19 protein-coding genes are annotated in these 25,425 nt (G+C 59.5%); 7 read left to right on the top strand and 12 right to left on the bottom strand.

What is annotated here, in order from left to right; translation table 11 throughout:
• Nucleotides 1-8: 8 nt before the first annotated feature.
• From glk to ACFSAG_RS12270, 5 genes are all read right to left on the bottom strand, one after another.
• Nucleotides 9-980 (bottom strand): glucokinase, encoded by a 972-nt coding sequence (gene glk / locus ACFSAG_RS12290; protein WP_381515202.1) that lies wholly within the window; start codon nucleotides 978-980, stop codon nucleotides 9-11.
• Nucleotides 977-2,800 (bottom strand): phosphogluconate dehydratase, encoded by a 1,824-nt coding sequence (gene edd / locus ACFSAG_RS12285; RefSeq protein WP_381515199.1) that lies wholly within the window; start codon nucleotides 2,798-2,800, stop codon nucleotides 977-979. Before edd ends, glk begins: the two co-directional genes overlap by 4 nt.
• Complete coding sequence (gene zwf / locus ACFSAG_RS12280; RefSeq protein WP_381515197.1) at nucleotides 2,793-4,238, bottom strand: glucose-6-phosphate dehydrogenase; 1,446 nt, start codon at nucleotides 4,236-4,238, stop codon at nucleotides 2,793-2,795. Before zwf ends, edd begins: the two co-directional genes overlap by 8 nt.
• 110 nt (nucleotides 4,239-4,348) lie before the next feature.
• The gene (locus ACFSAG_RS12275; RefSeq protein ID WP_381515194.1) at nucleotides 4,349-5,380 is read right to left on the bottom strand and encodes an ACP S-malonyltransferase; all 1,032 of its coding nucleotides are present in this window, start codon (nucleotides 5,378-5,380) and stop codon (nucleotides 4,349-4,351) included.
• Nucleotides 5,377-7,599 (bottom strand): thiamine pyrophosphate-dependent enzyme, encoded by a 2,223-nt coding sequence (locus ACFSAG_RS12270; RefSeq protein WP_381515191.1) that lies wholly within the window; start codon nucleotides 7,597-7,599, stop codon nucleotides 5,377-5,379. The genes ACFSAG_RS12275 and ACFSAG_RS12270 overlap by 4 nt, the downstream gene beginning before the upstream one ends.
• A 183-nt stretch (nucleotides 7,600-7,782) precedes the next feature.
• Here ACFSAG_RS12270 and ACFSAG_RS12265 point away from each other — a divergent pair, with 183 nt between their 5' ends.
• Together ACFSAG_RS12265 and ACFSAG_RS12260 are read left to right on the top strand one after the other, a co-directional pair.
• Nucleotides 7,783-8,442 (top strand): TonB-dependent receptor plug domain-containing protein, encoded by a 660-nt coding sequence (locus tag ACFSAG_RS12265; protein WP_381515189.1) that lies wholly within the window; start codon nucleotides 7,783-7,785, stop codon nucleotides 8,440-8,442.
• 41 nt (nucleotides 8,443-8,483) lie between these two features.
• Nucleotides 8,484-10,367, top strand: coding sequence for a TonB-dependent receptor (locus ACFSAG_RS12260; protein ID WP_381515187.1), 1,884 nt, complete (start codon nucleotides 8,484-8,486; stop codon nucleotides 10,365-10,367).
• Nucleotides 10,368-10,440: 73 nt separating this feature from the next.
• Here the strand turns inward: ACFSAG_RS12260 and ACFSAG_RS12255 are convergent, their stop codons facing one another.
• From ACFSAG_RS12255 to ACFSAG_RS12235, 5 genes are all read right to left on the bottom strand, one after another.
• Complete coding sequence (locus ACFSAG_RS12255) at nucleotides 10,441-11,580, bottom strand: CaiB/BaiF CoA transferase family protein (protein WP_381515185.1); 1,140 nt, start codon at nucleotides 11,578-11,580, stop codon at nucleotides 10,441-10,443.
• Nucleotides 11,581-11,655: 75 nt separating this feature from the next.
• On the bottom strand, nucleotides 11,656-13,617 hold the full coding sequence (acs, locus tag ACFSAG_RS12250) for an acetate--CoA ligase (RefSeq protein ID WP_381515182.1): 1,962 nt from the start codon (nucleotides 13,615-13,617) through the stop codon (nucleotides 11,656-11,658).
• 114 nt (nucleotides 13,618-13,731) lie between these two features.
• Entirely contained in the window at nucleotides 13,732-14,859 is a 1,128-nt protein-coding gene (prfB, locus tag ACFSAG_RS12245) for a peptide chain release factor 2 (protein ID WP_374613531.1), read from the bottom strand.
• 85 nt (nucleotides 14,860-14,944) lie between these two features.
• The gene (locus ACFSAG_RS12240) at nucleotides 14,945-15,655 is read right to left on the bottom strand and encodes an acyl-CoA dehydrogenase family protein (protein WP_381515178.1); all 711 of its coding nucleotides are present in this window, start codon (nucleotides 15,653-15,655) and stop codon (nucleotides 14,945-14,947) included.
• Complete coding sequence (locus ACFSAG_RS12235; RefSeq protein WP_381515175.1) at nucleotides 15,652-16,821, bottom strand: acyl-CoA dehydrogenase family protein; 1,170 nt, start codon at nucleotides 16,819-16,821, stop codon at nucleotides 15,652-15,654. The genes ACFSAG_RS12240 and ACFSAG_RS12235 overlap by 4 nt, the downstream gene beginning before the upstream one ends.
• A 154-nt stretch (nucleotides 16,822-16,975) precedes the next feature.
• Between ACFSAG_RS12235 and ACFSAG_RS12230 the strand changes: the two genes are divergently transcribed.
• Nucleotides 16,976-19,192, top strand: coding sequence for a putative bifunctional diguanylate cyclase/phosphodiesterase (locus ACFSAG_RS12230; RefSeq protein WP_381515172.1), 2,217 nt, complete (start codon nucleotides 16,976-16,978; stop codon nucleotides 19,190-19,192).
• Between the two features lie 16 nt (nucleotides 19,193-19,208).
• Here the strand turns inward: ACFSAG_RS12230 and ACFSAG_RS12225 are convergent, their stop codons facing one another.
• On the bottom strand, nucleotides 19,209-20,060 hold the full coding sequence (locus ACFSAG_RS12225; protein ID WP_381515169.1) for a MipA/OmpV family protein: 852 nt from the start codon (nucleotides 20,058-20,060) through the stop codon (nucleotides 19,209-19,211).
• A gap of 152 nt (nucleotides 20,061-20,212) precedes the next feature.
• Here ACFSAG_RS12225 and ACFSAG_RS12220 point away from each other — a divergent pair, with 152 nt between their 5' ends.
• Genes ACFSAG_RS12220 through ACFSAG_RS12205 form a run of 4 tightly spaced genes read left to right on the top strand, consistent with a single transcriptional unit; the run spans nucleotide 20,213 to nucleotide 24,679 of the window.
• Entirely contained in the window at nucleotides 20,213-21,574 is a 1,362-nt protein-coding gene (locus ACFSAG_RS12220; protein WP_381515166.1) for a flavin-containing monooxygenase, read from the top strand.
• 3 nt (nucleotides 21,575-21,577) lie between these two features.
• Nucleotides 21,578-22,807: a cytochrome P450 gene (locus tag ACFSAG_RS12215; protein WP_381515163.1), complete on the top strand. Its 1,230-nt coding sequence runs from the start codon at nucleotides 21,578-21,580 to the stop codon at nucleotides 22,805-22,807.
• A 4-nt stretch (nucleotides 22,808-22,811) separates the two neighbouring features.
• Complete coding sequence (locus ACFSAG_RS12210; protein ID WP_374613518.1) at nucleotides 22,812-23,687, top strand: enoyl-CoA hydratase-related protein; 876 nt, start codon at nucleotides 22,812-22,814, stop codon at nucleotides 23,685-23,687.
• 5 nt (nucleotides 23,688-23,692) lie between these two features.
• On the top strand, nucleotides 23,693-24,679 hold the full coding sequence (locus ACFSAG_RS12205) for a glutathione S-transferase N-terminal domain-containing protein (RefSeq protein WP_381515160.1): 987 nt from the start codon (nucleotides 23,693-23,695) through the stop codon (nucleotides 24,677-24,679).
• On the opposite strand, the gene ACFSAG_RS12200 is transcribed toward ACFSAG_RS12205, so the two are convergent.
• Nucleotides 24,663-25,424, bottom strand: a complete 762-nt coding sequence (locus ACFSAG_RS12200; protein ID WP_381515157.1) for a sulfite exporter TauE/SafE family protein — start codon at nucleotides 25,422-25,424, stop codon at nucleotides 24,663-24,665. The genes ACFSAG_RS12205 and ACFSAG_RS12200 overlap by 17 nt on opposite strands.
• Between the last annotated feature and the right edge of the window lies 1 nt (nucleotide 25,425).

Here is a 25,425-nt window from a genome sequence, read left to right as displayed (position 1 = left end):
GAATTTCCTTATCCGTGCTGGCGGGCAAAAGCTGCTGCGGCGCCAAACAGCCCGGGCTGGGGGTGGGTGATGAGTTTGACGGGCAATCCGGCCATCAAGCCTTCGAAGCGCCCCTTTGCGCGAAAGCGCTCGGCAAATCCGGAGCGCAAAAGCGTATCTTTGATGCGCAGCCCCAAACCGCCCGCGATCACCACGCCGGCAAATCCGCCCTGCGCCAATGCAATATCGCCCGCGATGCTGCCGAGCGACAGGCAGAAACGGTCGACAGCTGCCGCTGCAAGGCTGTCTTGGCCTGAGGTACCAAGCGACCATAGCTGCTTGTCGTCAAGTTGCTGGATCGCCCTGCCCTCGATGCTCGCCAGCGTTTCATAAATGTCGACAAGGCCCGGCCCAGAAACCACCCGCTCCGCCGAGACTCGGCGATAGCGCTTGCGCAACCGGGCAAGGATCGCGTCCTCAATGCTGTCGAGTGGTGCAAAATCGATATGGCCGCCTTCGGTCGCCTGCACATGATAGCCATCATCTGTGCGCAGCACATGCGCGACGCCAAGACCTGTACCCGGGCCGATGATGCTGATCGTGCCAGTCGCTTCAAGCGGCTGGTCAGGGCCACACAGATGTACGAAATGTTCAGGGCCAGCCTGTGCCACTGCATGGCCGACGGCTTCAAAATCGTTGACCAGCGTATAGGATTCGACCTTGAGCTTTTCCTTGATCAGCGCCGGCCGGATGATCCACGGATTGTTGGTGAATTTGATCACCTCGGCATTGATCGGCCCCGCAATCGCGATGGCGACGGCCTGCGGGATCGGTTCGTCGATCATATCGCCGAACGCCTCCCAAGCGGTCTGGAACGACGCATGTTCCGCAGTTTTCATCGTTATGGGTTCGCCAAGCGTGACGACCTTGCCATCTGCGATTTCGGCGAGCGCGAAGCGGGCGTGGGTGCCGCCAATATCTACCGTGACCAGCCTGCTCACAACCCGGCCTCCGCCAGCATGGCCGATCCGCCTTTTTCCGCTTCATCAGCAAAATGGCGCATGATCGCAAAGAGTTCGCGGCCGACACCGGTTTCGGCAGGTGGCTGCTTCGCATCTTCGCGCGCGTTCCATTCGCCTGCATCTACCAGCGCTTCAAGGCTGCCCCGATGCGCGCACAGGCGAACGATGTCGCCATCGCGCAGCTTCGCAAGCGGACCGCCTTTAACGGCTTCGGGGCTGATATGGATCGCAGCGGGAACCTTGCCCGATGCACCGGACATGCGGCCATCGGTGACCAGTGCGACCTTGAAGCCCTTGTCCTGCAAAACGCCGAGCGGCGGCGTCAGCTTGTGCAATTCGGGCATGCCATTCGCCGCAGGCCCCTGGAAGCGAACGACGACGACAACATCACGGTCAAGCTCGCCAGCCTTGAACGCCGCCAGCACTTCATTCTGGTCGCTGAAAACACGCGCGGGTGCTTCAATCGTCCAGCGTTCCTCGTCAACCGCGCTGGTCTTGAAGGTACCGCGCCCCAAATTACCCTGCACCAGCCGCATTCCGCCATCGGGGCGGAAAGGATCGGCGACGCCGCGCAGGATGCTGTCATCTCCTGAAACAGTAGGCGCGGCATCCCAAACCAGTGCTTCGCCGTCCATGCGCGGTTCACGCGCGCCGGCACTCAGGCCGCCGCCATAAATCGTCATGATGTCATCATGGGCAAGGCCGGATTCGACCAACTCACGGATCACGAATGGCATGCCGCCTGCTGCCGCGAAATAATTCACGTCGCCGGCACCATTGGGATAGACCCGGGCGATCAGCGGCACAACCGACGACAGCTCGTCCATATCCTGCCAATCGATGATGATTCCCGCCGCGCGCGCGATTGCGGGCAAGTGCAGCACATGGTTGGTGGAACCACCCGTTGCCAGCAGCCCGACCACAGCGTTCACAATCGCCTTTTCATCGACGCAATGGCCAAAGGGTCGATAGTCGCTGCCTTCCCAACCAATTTCGGTAATCCGGTGCGTTGCCGCGCGGGTCAATTCCTGTCGCAGCTTGGTACCGGGATTGCAGAAGCTGGAGCCTGGCATGTGAAGCCCCATCATCTCCATCATCATCTGGTTCGAATTTGCAGTGCCGTAAAAGGTGCAGGTACCCGCGCCATGATAGGATGCCGCTTCTGCCTCGAGCAGCTCTTCGCGCCCGACCTTACCCTCGGCATAAAGCTGGCGGACGCGCTGTTTTTCCTTATTGGCTAGGCCCGATGGCATCGGTCCGGCGGGAATAAGGATCATCGGCAGATGGCCAAAGCGCAAAGCGCCGATCAGCAAACCGGGAACAATCTTGTCGCACAGGCCCAGCAGCAGCGCGCCTTCGAACATGCCGTGGCTAAGCCCGATTGCCGCGCCCATGGCGATATTGTCGCGGCTGAACAGCGACAATTCCATCGAAAGCTGGCCTTGCGTCACCCCATCGCACATCGCGGGTACACCGCCAGCTACCTGTGCGGTCGCGCCCTTTTCGCGTGCCCACATTTTGATCTGTTCGGGGTAACGACCATAAGGCTGATGCGCCGAAAGCATGTCGTTATAGGCGGTGATAATCCCGATGTTCATCGCCTTGCCGCCGCGAATGGCGGCCTTGTCATCGCCGCTCGCCGCAAAGCCATGTGCCAGGTTTCCGCACGACAATGTCGGCCGGTTCACCCCTGCATCGCGCGCGCGCGCAATCAAGTCCAGATAGGCGGTGCGCCCCGGTTTCGACCTTTCGATAATCCGGTTGGTAACGGCCTCAACGACCGGGTTGAGCTTATTCATGCCAGCTCACTCCATCGCGTTCGGCAAGCGCAATGGCGGCACTCGGCCCCCAGCTTCCCGCGCCGTAATTTTTGGGCTTCAGGCCCGTTTCGCCCCACAATTTGCGGATGGCATCGATCCATTTCCATTGCGCCTCCACTTCGTCGCGGCGCACGAACAGGGTCTGGTCGCCCTCGATCAGGTCGAGCAGCAGCCGTTCATAGGCGATGCGGCGGCGTGACCCTGCGAAAGCGGTGGTCAATGAAAGGTCGAGCGGTACTTCGCGCAAGGTAACCCCGCCCCGGTCAAGCCCCGGTTCCTTCGCCATGACAAGCAGGCGGACATATTCTTCGGGTTGCAAGCGGATCACCAGTTTGTTCGCCTCAAGCCGTCCTCCGCGATCGCGGAAAATATTGTGCGGTACCGGCTTGAACTGGATCACGATTTCGCTGCGCCGTTCGGCTAGCCGCTTTCCAGTGCGCAGGTAAAAGGGAACACCCTGCCAGCGCCAATTGTCGACATAGGCCTTGATCGCGACGAAGGTCTCCGTGTCCGAAGGCTTGCCCAGGTCGCTGTCATAACTTTCCACCGGCGCACCTTTGACGGCGCCATTGCCATATTGGCCGGTCACCACATCGCCATCATGGACTCCCCGCAAGGCCCGAAGAACCTTGACCTTTTCATCACGAATAGCGGTGGAATCGAGATTGGCGGGCGGCTCCATTGCGGTAAGCGCGACGAGTTGCAGCATATGGTTTTGCACCATGTCGCGCAGCGCACCGGTATCGTCATAAAAGCCGGCACGCCCTTCAAGACCGACGGTTTCACTGACGGTGATCTGTACATGTTCGATCGCATTGGCATTCCACAGCGGCTCGAACAGCATGTTGCCAAAACGCAGTGCCATCAGGTTCTGGACCGTTTCCTTGCCCAGATAATGATCGATCCGGAAAGTTCGGCTTTCGGGGAACACCGCGTTCACGGCATCGTTGATCGAGCGGCTCGATTCAAGATCGTTGCCCAGGGGCTTTTCAAGGCCGATGCGGACATTATCCCCGGCCAACCCGGCAGCGTGCAGCCCCTTGATCGTGGGTTCAAACAGGAAAGGCGCGGTTGAAAGGAAAATTGAAAGCCCGCCCGAAATATCGCCGATCTTGTCGGCCAATGCCTTGAAGCCCTCCGGCTTCGAAGCATCAAGCGCCTGATAGTGCAGCCGTGTCAGGAAAGCGTCGATCTTGCCTTCGTCCTTGCGATCATCGGGCAGGAATTCGCACAAGGCCTCTTTGGCAAAGTTACGGAAACTCTCGTCGTCATGCTCGCTGCGGGCAGTGCCGAAGATGCGCAGATTGGGTGCAATCAACTCATCCGAATGCAAGGCATAGAGCGAAGGCAGCAGCATTCGCCGCGACAAATCCCCCGTCGCGCCGAACAGCAGCAGGGTCTCGCTATGCTGGCTCATAAAAAATGTCCTCTCAAGCGCGCCAAATCGCGCGCCATCGACAACCATATAGCAGCGATGTCAAATGGCTAGGAGGGGAAGAGGTCGTTTATTCGTATGTAACGAACGCCTTAGCCAGTGATAACCCCGCGCTGCTCCGCCATTCCCATCGAAACCAGTATGGGATCGGCAACCTGCCGTTGCTGGAAATCGGCTTTGCCCTTCAATCCACGCCAGCCGCATGCGATCAAGGCCTGTGCCACTGGCGCACCCAAAGTGGTACCGGGGCCGAGGACAGCGATGCGATCCGGGCAAAATTCGCGCGCAGCGACCTGCACTGCACGGGTGAAATCATAGGTCCGGTTGATCTGTGTGCCGAGTGTGTAGTCGTAGATCCCCTCGGCGTCGAAACCCTTGGGGCTCCAAACCCGCCCGGTTCCGTCTATCGCCGGAATCATGCCTTCGCCAAAATCCGCAACCGGGTTCGCTGCATGAGCGAGTGGCACAATATGGTCGAGCAAAGGCGAGTGGAAAGCGGCGTGATAGTTGAGCTTCATCGGGAAGCGGTCATCCTTTGGAAGCCGTTCCATCAACCATTTCATGCCGTCATCGTCAGCGGCAAAAACGACCATCGCGCCCAGCCGGATCGAGACATGCACCGCACGCCCATCACGCGAAGCTTCAGCAAGAACGGCCTCAACTTCTGCCACCTTTACAGGGTCGATGTGCCAGTCGGCATCAGACATTGACCAGACAACCTGCCCGCCCTGCCCCTTTTCATGCATCAGGCCGCCCATGGTGTTGACGAGCTGCGCGCCGGCATCGAAATCAACGACGCCCGCGCAAGCAAGGGCAAGATACCAGCCCATCGAGTTGCCGGTGACCGCGACCACATCAAAACGATCGCGATCGATGGCGGCAAAGTCGGCAAGCGCACATGCGTAGATCAGCAGCGATGCATTATCGCCGGGCATGTGCAGCGACGTGCTGTATTTCTCGGCGCCGTCTAGTGCCGAAATCGTCGGCTGGCCAAGTCCCGCGCGATAGGAATCGAGCCGCGCCACCTGCGCACCACCACCGCCATGGTAGCGCTTCAGATAGCCAAGTTCGGTTGCGTTATAGGTTCCGCGGCCGGGGCAGACGACGAGGATTTTTTCCTTCATTTCCCTGCTGCCTTCAATGCCGCCTCAATAATCGACGCCTTGCTGGGCAGCGTCAGTTCCGCCGCCGGGCCCAAGGCAATAAAGCAATCATCGGCGGTGAGGCGGCTGGTATCATTCCCTCTTCCCGCTTCGGCAAGGATCGTCACCAGTTTCTCCGACGGGCTGCCAGCGCGGCGGCATTCATCAACAACAAGGATTTTCTTCGCCGATGACACGGCCTCTACAATCCCGGCTTCGTTCAGCGGATGGAGCCAGCGCAGGTCAATAATGCGCAGGTCGATGCCCTTGGCGCGCAATTCGGGCTCCGCCTGACGTGAGAGGAAATAGCCATTGCCGTAAGTGACGATCGCCAAATCCTTGCCCGCACCATGCACACCAAGTTCGCCCAGCGCTATCGGTTTTGCCTCAGCGGGTGCGACATAATTCGCGGTCCAGCCACCATCACCCGCCTCGGCAAGATCGGTGGTGTGGTAAAGCGCAATCGGTTCAACAAAAATGATAACCCGGCCATCTTCATGCGCCAGCTGCACACATTCGCGCAGCATCGCCGGTGCGTCGGCCGCACAACTGGGAACCGCGACAATGATACCCGGAATATCGGTCAGCACGGCAAGGCTGTTGTCGTTGTGGAAATGCCCGCCAAAGCCTTTCTGGTAGGGCAAGCCGGCAATGCGCACGACCATCGGGTTGCGATATTGCTGGTTGGAGAAAAAGCTCAGCGTCGCCGCTTCGCCCCGAATCTGGTCCTCGGCATTGTGCAGATAAGCGAGGAACTGGATTTCGGGGATCGGTACAAAGCCATTGTGACCCAAGCCGATTGCAAGGCCGAGGATGGTCTGTTCGTCGAGAAGCGTGTCAAACACGCGCGCGGCACCAAATTTTTCCTGCAAGCCCTGCGTCACGCCGTAAACGCCGCCCTTGCGGGCGACATCTTCGCCGAACAGCGAAATATTTGGATAACGCTGCATCAGGTCGGCGAGCGCAAAATTGATCGACTTCGCCAAGGTAACAGGCTTGGCAAGATTGCGTGCATCCTTTGCGAAAAGCTCGTCTCGCGCCGTGCTTGACGGAAGCGGTGGCGAGGCTTTTGCCCCGACCTTTGGCGTGATGGGTGCCATGATTTCGGTGTTGGTCGAAAGCCGGGGCTTGGTAAGCGCTTCGGAAGCCACGCGCTCCACCCGCTGGCGCATATCTTCGTAACGCCCGACAATCTCTTCACGCGACAACCCGCCATGCTGCAACAGGATGCGCGCGCTATGAAGCAACGGATCCTGTGCCTCATTGGCTTCGATCGCCTCGAGCGCAGAATAGCTGGCTTCCACATCCGCGCCCGCATGGCCCATCAGACGCACGGTGCGCATGTGCAGGAATACCGGTTTGCGACGACTACGCGCATAGGTAACGGCTTCTTCACAACCGCGCATCGCATCGAGCATGTCGACCCCGTCGCACTGGATATAGTGCAGCGCTGGGCGGTGGGCGAAATTCGCCTCTACCCAACCACCTGGCGTGCGCACCGAAATGCCGATGCCATTATCCTCGCACAGGAAGATCAACGGCATGGGCAGGTGCTGGTAAGCCGCCCAGCAAGCCGAGTTAATTGCACCCTGCGACGTCGAATGGTTGGCCGACGCGTCGCCAAACGAGCACAGGATAACCGCATCGTGCGGCAGCACCGCATCATCCAGTTTCAGGCGTTGCGCCATGCCGATGCTGTGCGCAGCGCCCACGGCCTTTGGCAAATGCGAGGCGATGGTGCTGGTCTGCGGCGGGACAAAGGTCTGCGCACAACCAAGCACCTTGTGGCGCCCACCAGAGATCGGATCCTCCGCCGAAGCGGCAAAGCTAAGCGCCATATCGTAAAGCGGCGTCAGTCCGCCTGCCTGTTTCTTGCGCTGAATCAGGAAAGCCGCATCGCGATAGTGCAGGAAGGCCATATCGGTCTCACGCGTGGTCGCGGCCATTGCCGCGGTGCCTTCGTGGCCCGAACTGCCGATGGAATAAAAGGTCTTTCCCTTCGATCGCCGGGCCCAGAGATCGAGATGTCTCGACATGATCTGGCTGTCGAAAATATCGACCAATTGGTGGGCGGGCGGAACGTGGAAATTCTGGTTGCTGCGCGACGCTGGCAAGTCACCGGAGAGCACGCGCTTGGCGAAGCCTTCGTCGATTATGGTAGGGCGATCAAACATGCGCGCGGGTTTAGCCCGATGCTGCATAAATGCCACAGCAAAAACTAAAGTTTAAGTGCGCAATTGAAATTCTGGACAAGCAAATTCCGTAAGTTAAGTGTGCGACCGTTCCAGTTATGCCCCGGGAGAAAAGGTATACAAAGACGACAGTGGCAACCCAGACCGGCAAAATCAGGCAGGTGCCATAGTCGCAAATCAAGGAGAGGTAATATGCGTCGTTTGAATCGACTCAGTGCACTGGCACTCAGTTCAACCATGCTCGCAACATTCGCGATCACGCCAGCCTATGCGCAAGACGCACAGGCGGAAGAAGAAAGCTATGAGAACGAGCCCATCGTTGTCACCGCTACACTGCGCGAAGCAGATGTGCAGGATATTCCCATCGCGGTAACCGCAGTCCAGCCGGAAACACTGGAACGTCAGGGTATCGCAGACATCAAGACGCTGTCGTCGATCACCCCCAGCTTCAATATCCAGTCGTCCCAGACCGAAACGCAGGGCACGTCGATCAAGATCCGCGGCGTCGGCACGACCGGCAACAATACCGGTCTTGAAAGCTCGGTCGGCGTATTTATCGATGGCGTCTATCAGTCGCGCCCCGGTGTTGCGCTTGGCGACCTTGTCGATCTTGAGCGTCTCGAAGTACTGCGCGGCCCGCAGGGCACATTGTTCGGCCGCAACACTTCGGCCGGCGCACTTAACATCACCACAAAGCGTCCGAGCCTGTCGAAATTCGAAGGTTTCGTGAACGCATCCTACGGCAATTACGACTTCATGAATGTGCAGGCTGGCGTAAGCGCCCCGATCGCGCACAGGATGTTGCCGCAGTTCGCCTTTCGGGCACCTGGCGCAAGCGCGATGGTTACCTGAAGAGCTCCACTGGCGCAGAAAGCAACGATCGTGATCGCTGGATGCTTCGCGGACAACTTTATGTCGAGCCCAGCGCCGATGTAAGCATCCGCATCCTCGCTGACTATTCAAAGGTCGACGAAAAGTGCTGCGATGCCGTCATCCTTCGGGAAACCGAACTGCAGCCCTTCTTCGCCTTCCATGGCTTGACCAATGATGGCGTCGATCAGTCTGGTTTCAGCGCGCTGAAGAATCTTTCCACCAATGGTCAGCAGTTCCTGAACAGCGCCAAGCAATGGGGCCTTTCGGGCGAGCTGAAATGGGACATTGGCGGCGCGAAGCTTACCTCGATCACCTCGTATCGCGACTTCGCTTCTGAATCGAGCCAGGACGATTTTGTCTCCGTGCTGAACTATTCGGTGGGCCGCCGCGGCGCAACGGCGCTTCCGGGCCTTCCCAAGAACGGGGATAACATCACCACCTTCACGCAGGAAATCCGCCTGCAGGGCACAGCGTTCAACGACAAGTTCGACTGGCTGATCGGTGGTTTCTACGGCAAGGAAGATATCACCGCTCAGGGTGTCATGACCCTTGGCAGCGACTTCCAGCGTGCCGTCAGCGCGGGTAACTTCGGCAGCGCCGCTGGCGTCAATCCGTTGTTCGCGCTCACTGCTCTGGGCAATGGCGGCGTTCCGGTGAACGCAGCCGGCGCAAATGCTGTGAACCGGTTCGAACAGAATGCCACCACATTCTCGGTCTTCACCCACAATGTGATCAGCTTCACCGACCAGTTCAGCCTGACCCTCGGCGCACGTTATGTCGACGAAAAGAAGGATGCGAGCTTCGACCAACTTTCGGGCACCAACGGCGCCTGCCAAGCGAGCGTCAACGGCGTGCTTACAGCAGCAGTTCCTTCTGCGCTGCGCGCAGGTCTGGTCGGCCTGAACTGCTTCCCGTTCGTGGCACCGGTGACGCTGACTGCACCGGCAGCACTCGGCGGTGGATTGGCCAGCCGTTTCCTTCCGTTGCCACGCGAATGGGCGAATACGTTCAAGGATGATGAACTGACCTATACAGCTCAGCTTACCTACAAGCCGAACGACGACCTGATGCTGTACGGAAGCTTCAGCCATGGCTTCAAATCGGGTGGTTTCAACCTTGACCCGACCGCGGCCAACCTGATCAACTCGACGGCCGTGCTGACCACCGGCGCGGCGCCGATTTATGCCGATCCGCGCTTCGATTCGGAAAAGGTCGACGCATATGAAATCGGTGCGAAGGCTACCTTCGGTCGGATCAACGCCAACATCGCCCTGTTCCAGATGGATATGAGCGACTTCCAGGTGCTTGAATTCACCGGCGTGCAGTTCACCACCTTCAACGTGGCTGGTGCGCGTTCACGCGGCTTCGAAGTCGAAGTATTCGGTCGCCTGCATGATTATATCAGCGTCAATGCATCGGTCACGCATGCCAAGGCACGTTATGACCAGAATTGCACCGCAGGCGTTCCGGCGGCTGTCGTTGCATCGGTCGCATTGCTATGCGGTCAGGACCTTACCAACGCTCCGCGTTGGGCAGGCGTAACCGGCATTACCTATGACGGCCCGCTGAACAGCTCGGGTTGGGGCCTCACCGCCAACATGAACGTAAGCTATTCGGGTAGCCGCCGCACTTCGACCCAGGCCGTAGAGCGCCTGTCGTCGGGCGCCATCGTCCCGCTGCCGCTCGACCGTCAGGAAGACTATTTCAAGATCAACGCCCGCCTCGGATTCACTGATCCGAGCGAGCGCTTCACCTTTGAAGTCTGGGGTACGAACCTGGGTAACGAAATCACCCGTGGCATCACCTCCAACACCCCGCTTCGTGGCGGTGGCGGCACACGTTCGCGTATCGCGTTCGTCGAAGAACCGCGCATGTATGGCATCACCGTCCGCACCAAATTCTGATCCGGACGATAGCTAAAAGAAAGGGCCGGTCTCCCCATGGAGGCCGGCCCTTCTTCTTTGGATTTTTGGGAACTTAGCCGGTGACGACCGCACCCCCGGCGACGAGGGTTTCAATATCGGAGGTGGCAAGGCCCGCTTCGGCTAGCACCGCCGAATAATCGCCACCACGCGATGCGATAACGAAATTGTCAGCCTGCTCCTGGCTCGACAATCGCGGCGCGATTTGCGGGTGCAGCCATTTTCCATCCTTCACCACTGCCTTGCGTTCAGCATTGGCGGGGTGCGAGGCGGCCTCGACATAATCGAGCACCGGGGTGACGCAGGCGTCGGTCAGCGCAAATGTCGCTTCCCACTCGTCGCGGGTCTTTGAGGCGAAGACCTCCTCGAGCATCTTATGCTGCTGCGCCCATTTCGATTGATCGTGCTGGCCGCCATACGCTTCCTTGTCGATCGGCAACCGCTCCATCATCGCGGCAAAAAATTGCGGCTCGATACAGCCGACTGCCATGAATTTGCCGTCGCTGGTGCCATAGCAGCGATAAAAAGGCGCAGCACCATCGAGCAAGTTCGCCTCGCGGTTGGTGCGCCATTGTCCGAGCCCCGCCATGCCGTGGACAAAGCTCATCAGGCTGTGGGTGCCGTCGATAATCGCCGCATCGACAATATTGCCTTTGCCGGTTGTCGCACGGTCAACCAGCGCAGCGAGGATGCCGGTGACGAGGAACATCGTGCCCCCGCCGAAATCACCCACCATATTGAGCGGCGGCACCGGTGGCTGGCCGGCCTTGCCGATCGCATTCAACACGCCGGTCATGCTGATATAGTTGATATCATGGCCAGCCATCTGGCTCCACGGGCCGGTCTGCCCCCAGCCAGTCATGCGGCCATAGATTAGCTTCGGATTGACGGCATGGCAGGCCTCGGGGCCGACGCCCATACGCTCGGTTACGCCGGGGCGGAGACCTTCAATCAACACATCGGCGCTTGCGACCATTTTGAGCAGCGCTTCGACTGCTTCGGGTTTCTTGAGGTCGAGCATGATCGACCGCTTGCCGCGCCCGTCGACCGCCTTGGGCAGTGCCGGGCCAGGCCGGTCGACGACGATCACATCCGCACCCATATCCGCCAGCAATTGGCCTGCATAAGGGCCGGGGCCAATCCCAGCGAGTTCGATAACCTTGATGCCGTTCAGCGGCCCTTGACGTGCGCTCATGTTTCCTCTCCGTTTAATCGCGTGATTAAACGGCCATAACCGCTCCTTCAGTTATCGACAAGCAGCCAGTTCGGTTCAGCGGTTCCGCCGCCCCTCGATCAGGCTGTCGACTACGCTCGGATCGGCCAGGGTCGACGTATCCCCCAGCGCACCGAAATCATTCTCGGCAATCTTGCGCAGGATACGGCGCATGATCTTGCCGCTCCGCGTCTTGGGCAAAGCGGGGGTGAAGTGGATATGGTCGGGCGAGGCGATCGGGCCGATTTCCTGCCGCACCTGCATCCGAAGTTCGCTTTCCAGTTCCGCGCTTGGCTCTTCGCCTGCGTTCAACGTGACATAGCAATAAATGCCCTGTCCCTTGATCTCGTGCGGGAATCCGACGACTGCGGCCTCGGCCACGCGGTCATGCAACACAAGCGCGCTTTCGACCTCGGCTGTGCCCATGCGGTGGCCGGAAACGTTGATCACATCGTCGACACGACCGGTAATCCACCAATAGCCATCGCCATCGCGGCGGCAGCCATCGCCGGTGAAATACTTACCCTTATAGGTGGAGAAATAGGTCTGCACGAAACGGTCATGATCGCCATAGACGGTGCGCGCCTGCCCCGGCCAGCTATGCGTGATGCAGAGGTTGCCCGATACATCGCCGCGCGCATCGCCTTCGTCGGCAATGACCTGCCCGTCGGCATCAACCAGTTGCGGGCGGATGCCGAAGAAGGGGCGGCCTGCACTGCCCGGCTTCATGCCATGCGCGCCGGGCAATGTGGTGATCATCGTGCCGCCGGTTTCGGTCTGCCACCAGGTATCGACGATGGGCAATTTCCCCTCACCCACCGTCGCATGGTACCAGCGCCAAGCCTCCGGATTGATCGGTTCCCCAACCGTTCCCAGCAGGCGGATCGACTTGCGTGAGCGTGCCTTCACCGGGCCATCGCCATCGCGCATCAGCGCGCGCAAGGCAGTCGGCGCGGTATAGAAGATGTTGACCTGGTGCCGGTCGACAATGTCCCAGAAACGACCATTGTCTGGATAGCTGGGGATGCCTTCAAAGATGAGGCTGGTCGCGCCATTTTGCAGCGGCCCGTAAACGACATAGCTGTGCCCCGTGACCCAGCCGATATCGGCCGAGCAGAAGAAGACCTCACCCGGCTTGTAATCGAACACATAATGGAAGGTCGTAGCGGTCCACACCGAATAGCCACCGGTAGTGTGCAGCACGCCTTTTGGTTTGCCAGTGGAACCCGAGGTGTAGAGGATGAACAGCGGGTCTTCGGCATTCATCGGCTCGCACGGGCATTCGGCAGGCACATCTGCGCCATATTCATGATACCAATGGTCGCGATGCGGAGTCATGTTGCAGGGATCGCCGGTATGTTCGATCACCAGCACGCCCTCGACGCCTGAAACACGCTCCAGCGCCGCATCTAAATTGGATTTGAGCGGCACATGCTTGCCCCCGCGCACGCCGCTGTCGGCACAAATCACGAAACGGCTGGCACAATCCTCGATACGTCCCGCGAGGGCTTCTGGCGAAAAACCACCGAACACCACTGAATGCACCGCTCCGATGCGGGCACAAGCGAGCATGGCCACCGCACCTTCGACGATCATAGGCATGTAGATTGTTACCCGGTCACCCTTGGCTACACCCATTTTCTTGAGCGTGTTGGCCATGCGGATCACTTCGGCCTGCAACTCGCTATAGCTGACCTTGCGCGCTGGTTTCGAAGGTTCGTCAGGTTCGAAGATGAAGGCAATCGCATCGCCCTTGCCAGCGGCCACATGACGATCAACCGCGTTGTGACACAGGTTCAATACGCCATCTTCATACCATTTGATCGATACCGGATCGTAAGACCAGTTGCCGATCTTCGTCGGCTGCGCGAGCCAGTCTATCCGTTTCGCCTGCTCCGCCCAAAAGCTGTCAGGATTAGCGATACTCCCGGCATAAAGCCGATCATATTCTGCAGCGCTGCAATGCGTATCCTTTGTTGCGCTTTCGGGGACGGGGAACCAGTCCTGATGCTCGCTCACTTGCTCTCTCCAGATTATCGGCCAACCTTGCAAACTGCATTGCTGGACTCAATCCGGGGTTTCAAGGCTAAACAAGCAGCGATGGCAATTCTTGGCCAAATGCCGGATTTGAACTCAGTCCACATCCTCGACCGAAACGGCTTCGCCCGTCACGCGCTGCGCGAGTGCTGCAGCGATGAAATCGTCTAGGTCGCCATCAAGTACATCCGAGGGTGTCGGGCTGGTAACGCCAGTGCGCAGGTCCTTCACCATCTGATAGGGCTGGAGGACATAGGAGCGGATCTGGTGGCCCCAGCCGATGTCGGTCTTGGCCGCATGTTCGGCGCTCGCGGCTTCCTCGCGCTTGCGCATTTCAGCTTCGAAGAGGCGTGCCTTGAGCATGCCCATCGCAATCTCGCGGTTCTTGTGCTGGCTGCGGTCCACCTGGCTCGCCACCACAATGCCGGATGGCGCGTGGGTGATACGAACGGCCGAGTCCGTCGTGTTGACATGCTGACCACCGGCACCCGAAGCGCGATAGGTATCAATCTTGAGGTCAGCCGGGTTGATGTCGATTTCAAAGCTGTCGTCGATCACCGGATAGACCCAGACCGAACTGAACGAGGTATGGCGGCGTGCGGAGCTGTCATAAGGCGAAATACGAACCAGGCGGTGGACGCCGCTTTCGGTCTTGGCATAGCCATAGGCATTCTCGCCCTTGACCTGGATCGTCGCCGATTTGATGCCGGCGGTATCGCCTGCCTGATACTCGATCGTATCGACCTTGAAGCCGCGCTTTTCCGCCCAGCGGGTGTACATGCGGAACAGCATTTCAGCCCAATCCTGGCTTTCGGTGCCACCTGCGCCTGCGTGGATTTCGATGAAGGTATCGAGCGGATCGGCTTCGCCCGAAAGCAGCGCCGAAACCTTGTCCTTATCTGCCCTGTCGGCGAGCGCCTTCAACGAGGCTACGCCTTCGTCGGCGAGGCCCTCATCACCTTCCATTTCGGCAAGTTCGATCAGTTCAACCGTGCCGCTCTTATCGGCGTCGATCTCACGCACCGTCGTCACAGCCGCATCGAGGCGGCGGCGTTCGCGCATCACTTCTTCGGCCTGCTTGGGATTGTCCCACAGCTTGGGATCCTCAACGCGCGCATTGAGTTCATCAAGGCGGCGCAGCGCGCGATCCCAATCGAGCGACATTTTGACGAGGTTTAGGGCAGCGTCGATCCGGTCGACAAGGGCTTGCGCATCGGCGCGCATGGGAAAACTCCAAAATCAGGCTAGGTTACAGCTTGCGGCCTTTAGCCGAAAGCAGCGCCGAGTCAAAGCTGGCCGGAGAAATATGTCAGCCGCGCCGGGTGACCTCATGCCATAGGCCGACACCGCCCAAATCGGCCGCCATCGCCCCTAGCAGATCAGCCCAATAGGCATCGTTGCCATGATCCGATCGCCAATCGAGCAGCGGGCCCGTGAGCTTGTGCAGGTCATATTCGCGGGTAAAGCCGATGGCACCATGCACCTGATGCGCGATGGAGGTTGCCTGCCCGATCGCCTTGTTGGTGCGTAGCTTCGCCGCTGCGATTTCGAACAAAGCCTGTTCAGCATCGCCCCCCGCTTTATCGAGCGCAGCCGCCGCAGCAGCACCAGCGACATTCACCGCCGCCGCTTCGACTGCGAAAATGGCGAGCACCTGCTGCACGGCCTGAAACTTGCCGAGCGCCTTGCCGAATTGCTGGCGGGTGTTCACATAATCGATGCTCATCGCCAGTGCAGCATCCATCGCGCCTGCGGCCTGCGCCACAAGGATAAATGCGCCGATGGGGCGCGATATTTCTCCGCCGACGATCCGTTCGCCCACCGCAAGATGCGGCACTTTCGCACCGGCGATGCGTAGTACGGCGAACAAATCTCCCCAATCGCCGCCAAAACCGCCCTCTGCCTCAGGCACGAGCAGTTGATCGAAACCGGCTGCCTCGATCGGGGCCATTCCCTCGACCACAGCTTCGGCGAACACCGCCTCCGCCGTGTCGCACAATAGGGCACGTTGTTCGCTCATCTCAGTCCCAGCCCCCGTGCGATGATACCGCGGATGATCTCTCGTGTTCCGCCGCGCAGCGAGAAACTCGGCGCGGCGATAAGCAAGGCCCGCATCAGCCGTGCAAGATCGTCATCGCGGGTAGACGGGCAATCGACCAGAGCCTGCACACGCTGCGGCAGCGCCTGTTCAAAGCTGTTGCCAAGATCCTTGACCATCGACGCCTCGACCATCGGGTCTTCGCCGGCGGCGAGTTTCGCGGCGGTCGACAGCGACATCTGGCGCAGCGTCCACAATTCGGCGGTCAGTTCGCCAATCCGCGCCTTGATCTGCGGTTCGGGATTGGGCCCGGCTGCATCGATCAACGCGGTCATCAGCACATGGCTTGAAAGATAGCGTTCCGGCCCCGACCGTTCGAGCGCCAGTTCGGCCGTTGCCTGCACCCAGCCCTGCCCGCGCGTCCCGACCATCGCCCATTCGGGCAGCAGCACATCGTCGAAAAACACCTCGTTGAAATGATGTTCCCCGGCCATGTCGATAATCGGCTTTATGGTGAGGCCCGGCGCATCCATCGGGATGAGGAATTGCGAGAGGCCCGCATTGCGCTCACTGCCCTCTTCGCTGCGCACCAGGGCGAGCATGACATGGCTCAAATGCGCGCCCGAGGTCCAAATTTTCTGGCCGGATATGCGCCAGCCTTCGGCGGTTTGCCGGGCCGAAGTGCGAACCGCAGCCAGGTCGGAACCGGCGCCGGGTTCTGACAGGCCGATGCAGGTATAGATTTCACCGCGGCAAATGCCGGGCAGGTATCGCTGCTTCGCCTCTTCGCTGCCATAGCGCAGGATCAGGGGTGCTGTCTGGCGATCGGCAATCCAGTGCGCACCCACAGGTGCACCCGCAGCCAACAGTTCCTCAATCACCACATAGCGTTCGAGCGGATGGCGCTCGTGCCCTCCGACTTCCTTGGGAAGGATCATCCCCAGAAAACCCGCTGCACCCAGCGCGCGCGAGAATTCAGGATCGCCCACGACCCAACAATTGGGCACGCCAAGCTTCGCTTCATGCTGCGCAAGGAACGCACGCACTTCGGCGCGCAGCTTGGCCACATCGCCAGGCGGATCGAATGGGAAAATCGTAAAGCTTTGCTGCATCGTCATCGCATTGCCAGCCATTGCAGGCGACGACAAGTGCAACATAGACGGGATTTTTGCTGTCCCGGCATGCGCGACGGAGAAATTGGAATTGCGTCAGGTTAGCAAAATATAAACCAAAATATGGCAGGAATTCTGGCGGGAGACGCGCATTCAAAGCCCCGAAAGGGCACAAGATCGGAACGATACGGTGAAAAACATTCTGCGAAGCTGGACAGGCAATTCCGCGCAACAGGCGGATGGAGCAACTTCTGTCTCGGTTATCCGCTCGGATGACGTATCAAAGCGGCTCGAACTGCTCGATGATTTCGAGCAAGCCGGCATAAGCTGGCTTTGGGCCACCGATGCCGATGCGCGACTTGTCTATCTTTCAAGCAACGCCGCCGAAAACCTCCAGAAACCACTCGATGAGCTGCTCACCAAGCCGCTTGTCGAACTTTTCGAGACCGATCCAGACAGCCCCGGCGGGTCATCTGCACGACCGCTTAACTTCCAGCTCACTGCACGAAACAAGCTGGTCGATCAGACGGTGCGCCTCACCGTCGGACGCTCCAAACATGAAGGCAGGCAAACCTGGTGGTCGCTTTCGGGTACGCCCAAGTTCGACAAGGCCGGACAGTTCCTCGGATATCGCGGCAGCGCCAAGGATATAACGGTCGAATATGAGCGACAGCTTGAAGATTCGCGGCTCGCCGAATTCGACTCGCTCACGGGCCTTGCCAACCGCCACCGCATGAACAAGCGGCTGGAATCGATCCTCGCTTCGTACAAGTCCACCAACCGCTCTTGCGCGCTGATGATGCTCGATCTTGACCGGTTCAAACAGGTCAACGACACCTTTGGCCATCCGGTGGGTGATGAGCTTCTGAAACAGGTGGCAAAGCGCCTGCAGCGTGTTGTTGGCCATCGCGGCGAAGTCGGTCGATTGGGCGGTGACGAATTCCAGATCATCCTGCCCGATATCGACGATCGCGGTAAGCTGGGCGAACTTGCCAGCAAGATCATTCAGATGGTTTCGCAGCCTTATGTCATCGAAGACAAGCGTGCGACAATCGGTACCTCGGTCGGAATTGCGATCTCGCCTTATGACGGCGTGCATAAGGATGATTTGATCCACAATTCGGACCTCTCGCTCTACGCCTCCAAAAATGGCGGTCGTGGCCAGTTCCGCTTTTATTCGGTCGATCTCAAGGACGAAGCCGAAGAACGCCGCATAATCGAGGAAGATTTGCGCGTCGCCCTCGCCGAAGACAAACTGGAATTGCATTACCAGCCCATCGTACGCACCGACGACAATATGGTTGTGGTGTTCGAAGCGCTGATGCGGTGGACACACCCCGAACGTGGCCCCATTGGCCCCAATGTTTTTATCCCGATTGCGGAAGAATCCGACCTTATCCTGCAATTGGGGGAATGGGCACTCAACCGGGCGTGCAAAGATGCCCTTGCATGGCCTTCATCAGTGCGTGTCGCGGTCAATGTGTCGGCGGCGCAATTTGCCCATAGCGAATTTGCAGAGACGGTGACTCAGGCGCTGGAAGCAAGCGGCCTTGAAGCCGGACGGCTTGAGCTGGAGCTCACCGAAAGCGTGTTCATGGGTGACAGTGAAACCGTCGAGGAGACCTTCAGCCTTTTGAAGAAACTTGGCATTCGGCTGGCTCTCGACGATTTCGGCACCGGCTATTCATCACTCAGCTATTTGCGATCCGCTCCGTTCGACAAATTGAAGGTGGATCGCAGCTTTGTCGACAGTTGCACCCTGAAAGACCAGAACAGCGACAAGATCATTGCCGCCATCATCGGCCTTTCGGAAGCGCTGGGCATGGAAGTGATTGTCGAAGGCGTGGAAGCGTTTGACCAGCTCGATGTCGTGAAGTCCAAGGGTGCGCGCTACATCCAGGGCTGGATTTATTCGAAGGCCCTCACCCAGAGTGCGATTGTCGAGCGCATGAAATCCGGCGATTTCCGGATCGAGCCCGATGGGCCGGAGCGGCATCGCGGCGAACGCCGTTCCGTATTCCGCCGCATCGGCGTGATCCACGACGATCATCGATACGACGCCTTGCTGCGCGACCTTTCCAAGACCGGCGCGCGAATCGAAGGCCTGTTGGGCGTGGCCGTGGGCACCGATCTCGTACTTGATCTTGGTGGCGGCCAATTGGTGGTCTGCACCGTCAACCGTACGCACGATTCCACCTTTGCGGTCGAATTTGAAACGCCGCTGGTCAGCGACGGCGCTGGAGGCCTTTGCACGCGCCACCGGGCGTCGCCTTATGCTCTGGCTGCGGCCGGCATGAAGATTGAACCCGGTCCGAATGGCAAAAGCAGCAACGTCGTGCTGTTGAATCCGCCCAGGACCAAGCCACAATTCATGGAAGTCGCGGTCGGCAAGATGCATGCGGGTTGAGCGAGCCGCAACACCCTCAGAAATTATAGGCGATCCCCGCCACAGCCAGAAACTGGTCAGCATCACCTGCATCGCGAACGATCGGGCTGCGGGCATATTGGCCCAGCAGCCTTTTATAGCCCGCCAGCCCGAAAAGCGCCCAACCCTTGCGGTTATCGCCGCCCAAATCGTGCGCCAGCAACAGGGTTGATCCCACGCTTTTGAAACCTGCCCCTGAAGTTGCATAGGGCTGCAGCACAGGGCCGGGTGCGATCACAGGTGCGACATCGAAATAAGTGCGGCCATAACCGCTGCCGACATAATCAGCGGTGAAACCCAGCCGCGCAAAGGTGCGTTGCGACACCGGGCTCGCAAGCGCGACGCCGGGCGTCAGGATGAAACTGTCATGCGCGCCTGCAACATCGTGCACGAATGCGAGGTCGAACGTCAGGCTGGCGGGTGGAATCAGGAACCCTTTTTTGCCGATGCCCACATAGCCGCCCAGTTCGACCGCAGTCTTGCGCGTGCCGAGCAATGCAACACGCGGATCATCAAGATCGCTGCGGCTGGTGCGATCAAAGCGAAGTTGCGCCACCGGGCCAAGGATCAGGTTAACCTCGCTGTCGTTCGAATCGCGGATGAGATCGACATAGATATTGGTTCCGCGCACCTGGAATTCGAAACCATCCACTTTGCCCTGGATGATGCCGCCCGGCTGAAAGCCATAGTTGCTTGCGCCTTCATATTCGGGGGCAATCCCGCCCCCAAACCCCAAGGTCAGGCTGTTGTCGTCCGGCGGCGGCGGCCCTTGCGGAGCTTGCGCTGCAACAGCAATCGGGAAAGTGATCGCAAGCAGCGGCACTAAAAGGAGGCGGCGCAGCAAATTCATGAAAACTCCAATCCAATCCGCCCCCTTTGGAACATCTTACTAGCAGACTGTCCGGGGTTCAGGACAGGAATATGTCTTAGAGGACTAGACTTTAATCGCGCGATTAAACATAGTCGCGATGGAGCCCGCATCTGCGGGGAGGAGATAGCGACATGAACCTGCCGAAGGTGTGCATCATCGGGGCCGGCTGTTCCGGCTTTACCACTGCCAAGCGACTCAAGGATTATGGCATTCCGTTCGACATATTCGAGGCGTCGGACGATATTGGGGGCACCTGGTATTACAACAACCCCAACGGCATGTCGGCCTGTTACCAGAGCCTGCACATCGACACCTCAAAATGGCGCCTTGCCTTCGAGGATTTTCCCGTTCCCGCAAACTGGCCCGATTATCCGCACCATTCGCAGTTGCTGAAATATTTCCATGACTATGTCGATCATTTCGGCCTGCGCCCGCACATCCGCTTCAACACCCGCGTCGAAAAGGCGCAAAGGCGCGATGGCGGCGGTTGGGAAATCACTTTGTCGACTGGTGAGACGAAGCATTATGATGCGCTCGCCGTTGCCAATGGCCACCATTGGGCTGCCCGCATTCCCGAATATCCGGGCCATTTCGATGGCGCGCAGATCCACTCGCACCAATATCGCACCCCGTTTGAACCCGTAAACTGCATCGGCAAGCGCGTACTGGTGGTCGGCATGGGCAACAGTGCGATGGATATCGCGAGCGAGCTTTCGCAGCGACCGATGGCCGACAAGCTTTTCGTTTCGACCCGCCGCGGCGTCTGGATCTTCCCGAAATATTATCAAGGCCAGCCGCTCGACAAGAACCCGGCACCGGCCTGGATGCCCAAAGGGTTGCGCCAGTGGCTCGGCGCGCGAATGGTCAAGAAACTGGTCGGCAAGATGAGCGATTATGGACTGCCCGAGCCGGAAATCGGCCCGTTTGAAAGCCATGGGACGGTGTCAGGCGAGTTCCTCGTCCGTGCTGGCTCCGGCGACATCAACATGAAGCCAGCGGTCGAGCGACTGGATGGTGACGGACTCATTTTCACCGATGGCAGCCGCGAGAAGATCGACGTCATCGTCTGGGCCACCGGCTATGACATCAGCTTCCCCTTCTTCGACAATCCGGCGTTCACCGCTGACAGCGACAACCGACCGCCGCCATTGTTCAAACGGATCATGAAACCGGGTGTGCCCGACCTTTTCTATATGGGGTTGGCCCAGCCGCTACCGACGCTCGTCAACTTTGCCGAGCAACAATCGAAACTTGTCGCGGCCTATCTCGCCGGCAAATATGCGCCGCCTTCGGAAGATGAAATGCGCCGCATCATTACCGCTGATGAGGATTATTACACCGGCCAATATTATGCCGCGCGGCGGCATACCATCCAGCTCGATTTCGACCATTATGTCCGCGCGCTGAAAAAGGAACTCGACAAAGGAGCCAAGCGTGCAGCCGCGAATGGCAATGCCCTGCCCGTGCCTGCACGCGAAATGGAGGAGGCTTGAGCCATGGCGACCCTAGCCGATAACCGCCCGATCAACCCGTTCGAAGTCAGCGCAAACGCCATTTACACCGAGGACCAGTGGCGGGAGCCTTTTGCCAAACTGCGTGCAGAAATGCCGCTAAGCTGGCGTCCGGAAAGCCCCTTTGGCGCCTATTGGTCGGTGGTGACGCATGATCTGGTGCAGGAAGTCGAACTGCGCCACGAAGTGTTCAGCTCTCGCTGGGATATGGGCAACATCACCATTGCCGAAGCGGTGAATGGTGAAGGTTTCCCCAATTTCATCGCGCAAGATCCGCCGATCCACACCGCGCAGCGCCGGGTCATCGCCCCTGCATTCAGCCCGAGCCAGATATTGAAGCTCGAGAAACTGGTGCGCGAGCGGACCGAAAAGCTGTTTGCTGAACTTCCGCGCGGTGAGGAATTTGATTGGGTCGAACGGGTGTCGCTGCCGCTCACATTGGGAATGCTTTGCATCCTGTTCGACATGCCGTTCGAGGAATGGCGCGATATCAAACGCTGGTCCGATTGGGCGAGCGGCGTATCGGAAGACAATCTCAACGAGGAATATCGCGCCCAGTTCCTGGTGCAGATGGGCGAGATGCTCGCCCGGTTCGACCGCGAACTCGAAGACCGCCGCAGCAAACCACCCACCGACGACCTTTTGAGCCGCATGGTGCATTCGGAAGCGATGGGGAACATGGACGCGATGGAGCGGATCGCCAATATCGCGCTGCTGATTGTTGGCGGGAACGACACCACCCGCAATTCGATGTCTGCACTGGTAGAGGCGTTCGACAAATATCCGAGCGAATTGGACCGGCTGCGTGCGGACGCGTCGCTGATCCCCAACGCCGCACAGGAAATCATCCGTTGGCAGTCACCGGTAACGCATATGCGCAGGACAGCCCTCGAAGACACCGAGCTTGCCGGGCAGCGCATAGGCAAGGGCGAAAAAGTGGTGATGTGGTACATTTCGGCCAACCGCGATGAACGGATTTTCCCGGACGCCGAGCGGTTCGATGTGGCACGCGAAAATGCCCGTCGTCATGTCGGCTTTGGTCACGGCATTCATCGCTGCGTCGGCGCGCGACTGGCCGAAGTGCAACTGCACGCAGTGATCGAACAGATGCTCAAACTGCCCGGAAAGGTCGTCCCGCAAGCCAAGCCCACACGACTTGCGAGCCCATTCCTGCATGGCTTCACCGCAATGCCCGTCAAGATCATGGAGGCCTGAGCCGATGAGCAATTACAGCACGCTGGTGGTGGAGCAGGAGGGACCGATCCTCTGGGTGCGCATCAACCGCCCCGAAGCGATGAACGCCTACACCGCGACGATGGGCGCTGAACTGGCTGCCGCATTTGACCATGCCGATGCGGAGGATTCGATCCGCGTGGTGATATTGAGCGCATTGGGCCGCGTGTTCTGCGCGGGGGCGGATGTTTCGGCAGGTGCCGGATCGTTCGACACCGAAAGCGGTGAAGGCGCTAAGAATTTCGGAGGGCGCAGCGAGGGCCGCAACGCCAATTTCATCGCTGCGATCATGAATTGCCGCAAACCCTCCATCGTTGCCTTCAACGGCTCGGCTGCGGGTGTCGGGCTTACACTCACCTTGCCGTGCGACATCCGCATCGCTGCCGACAATGCGAAATTCGGCTGCGTATTCACCCGCCGCGGTCTGGTGCCAGAGGCGGGGTCGGCATGGTTCCTGCCGCAAATCGTAGGCCTCAGCCAAGCACTCAAATGGTGCCTGACCGGCGCACTGGTGCCCGCCGCCGAAGCGCTGGAAAAAGGCCTATTGGCTGAAACCTGCCCGGCCGAGCAGCTCGACGAGCGCGCACGCGAATTGGCGATGGAAATTGCGACCAACACTTCGCCCGTGGCCCTTGCGCTCACCCGCCGCCTGTTGTGGCGGTTCTCGACCGATGCCGATCCGTCGGGTGCGCTTGCGGTCGATGCGCCGCTCAATATCGCGTTGGGCAAAGGCGCGGACGTGCACGAAGGTGTTTCGGCTTTCCTTGAAAAGCGGGCGCCGAATTTCCCCAGCAAGGTGTCGAGCGATATGCCGGCGACGCCCTGGTGGCCCGCCGATCCCACCGCCCGCCGACAAGGATAATTTCTATGTACACGCTCTATGGCGCACTGGGATCACCTTATTCGATGAAGATGCGCGCCCTGCTGCGCTATCGCCGGATCACCCATATCTGGAAGGATGGCGCGGCGGCACGCGATGCATTGCAGCAGGTCAAGGCGCCGGTGATCCCGGTGCTGCAGTATCCAGACGGGCATTTTGCCAATGATTCCACACCATTGGTCTATGATCTTGAGGAACGCCATGCAGAGCGGTCGGTCGTCCCGCCATCACCGGCGATGGCATTCCTTGCGCACTTGCTGGAGGATTTTGCCGACGAATGGCTGACCAAGGCGATGTTCGGTTATCGCTGGCTCGAAGAAGTCGACCAGGTTCAAATGAGCCGCTGGCTGGCATTCGACAATCTCAAAGGCGGAGGACTCCAGACGAGCCAAGGATTTGCCGAGGCGTTTCGTGCCCGGCAGGTCGGTCGGATGGCCATCGTCGGCTGCACCCGCGAAAACTTCCCCTTGATCGAGGCAAGTACCAAGGCGGTGCTTGCGGCGCTTGAGGCGCATGTCGTGAACCGACACAGCCTGTTTGGCACCCGCCCCAGCCTTGCCGAATTCTCGATCTTTGGCCAGCTGTCGCAGCTGGGCACCGACCCGACCCCACAGGCGATGATGCGCGCCGAATTCCCCTATAGCTATCGCTGGCTGGCCCATGTCGATGACATGTCCGGCGTCGAGGGAGAGTGGGAAGATACCATTGCGCCCGTGGTTACGGAGCTCGTGCGCATTTCTGGCGAAGTCTATGCCCCTTTCCTGCTCGCCAATGCGGCAGCGGCGCAAAGCGGCGCGGAAACATTCGCGATGACGGCCATGGGCCTGCCCTATGAGCAGGGCACGTTCAAATATCAGGTCAAATGTCTCGCCGATCTGCGCGCGCGCTATGCTGCGTTGGACGGGGATGCAAAGGTAGTAGTCGATCCCGTGCTGGGGCCGAGCTGGCGCGAGGCACTCAGCCCAGCAGGATGAAAATCGCCACCGCTATCACCATCAAGGCGAAGATGGTGCGGGCGAGCGCAGTGCGTTTTTCCAGTCTTTTGGCAAGCGGTATGGCGGCTAAAGTGCCGGCACCGCCCCCCACCACCAACGCAGCAAAAAGCGGCCACAACAATTGGCCGGACGCCGCGTAAGACAGGCTGGTCGCACTACCGAACAGCGTGACCGAAACCAGCGAAGAGGCGCTGGCATTGGCAAGCGTCATGCCGGTCGACGCCATCAATCCGGGGGCAATCAGGAATCCGCCACCGATGCCGAAAAAGCCTGCGGCAAGCCCGGCGAGCAAACCCACAGGTGCTAGTTTGAGCACCATCGGCGGTGTCAGATGGACATTGGGGTCGCCTTCGTTTTTCTTCGGGATGAGCATCGAAATGGCAATCGCAATCATCGCAAAGGCGAACCACATCAGCAGCGCCTTGCCATCCACCTGTTTGGCGAACTGCGCACCCACCAGCGAACCGGCAAGTCCCGCTATGCCAAAGGTGACGGCGCACGGCCATTTGACCCGCCCTGCCCGCGCCTGCGCGGCAAGCCCGGTTGCGGCATTAACCGCCACCGCCGCTGCCGAGGTGCCTATGGCGGCATGGGTATCAACCACGCCGACCACATAGATCAGCCAGGGCGTCGCCAGAACAGAACCACCCCCGCCGAACAGCGTCAGCAGCAGCCCGATCAGCGCGCCGCCAAGCCCCGCCAGCAGGAGCGTTTCCCAGACCATG

It is taken from the genome of Sphingorhabdus buctiana (assembly GCF_042680825.1).
Classification (GTDB): domain Bacteria; phylum Pseudomonadota; class Alphaproteobacteria; order Sphingomonadales; family Sphingomonadaceae; genus Sphingorhabdus_B; species Sphingorhabdus_B buctiana.
This window is presented reverse-complemented; position numbering and strand designations above follow the sequence as displayed.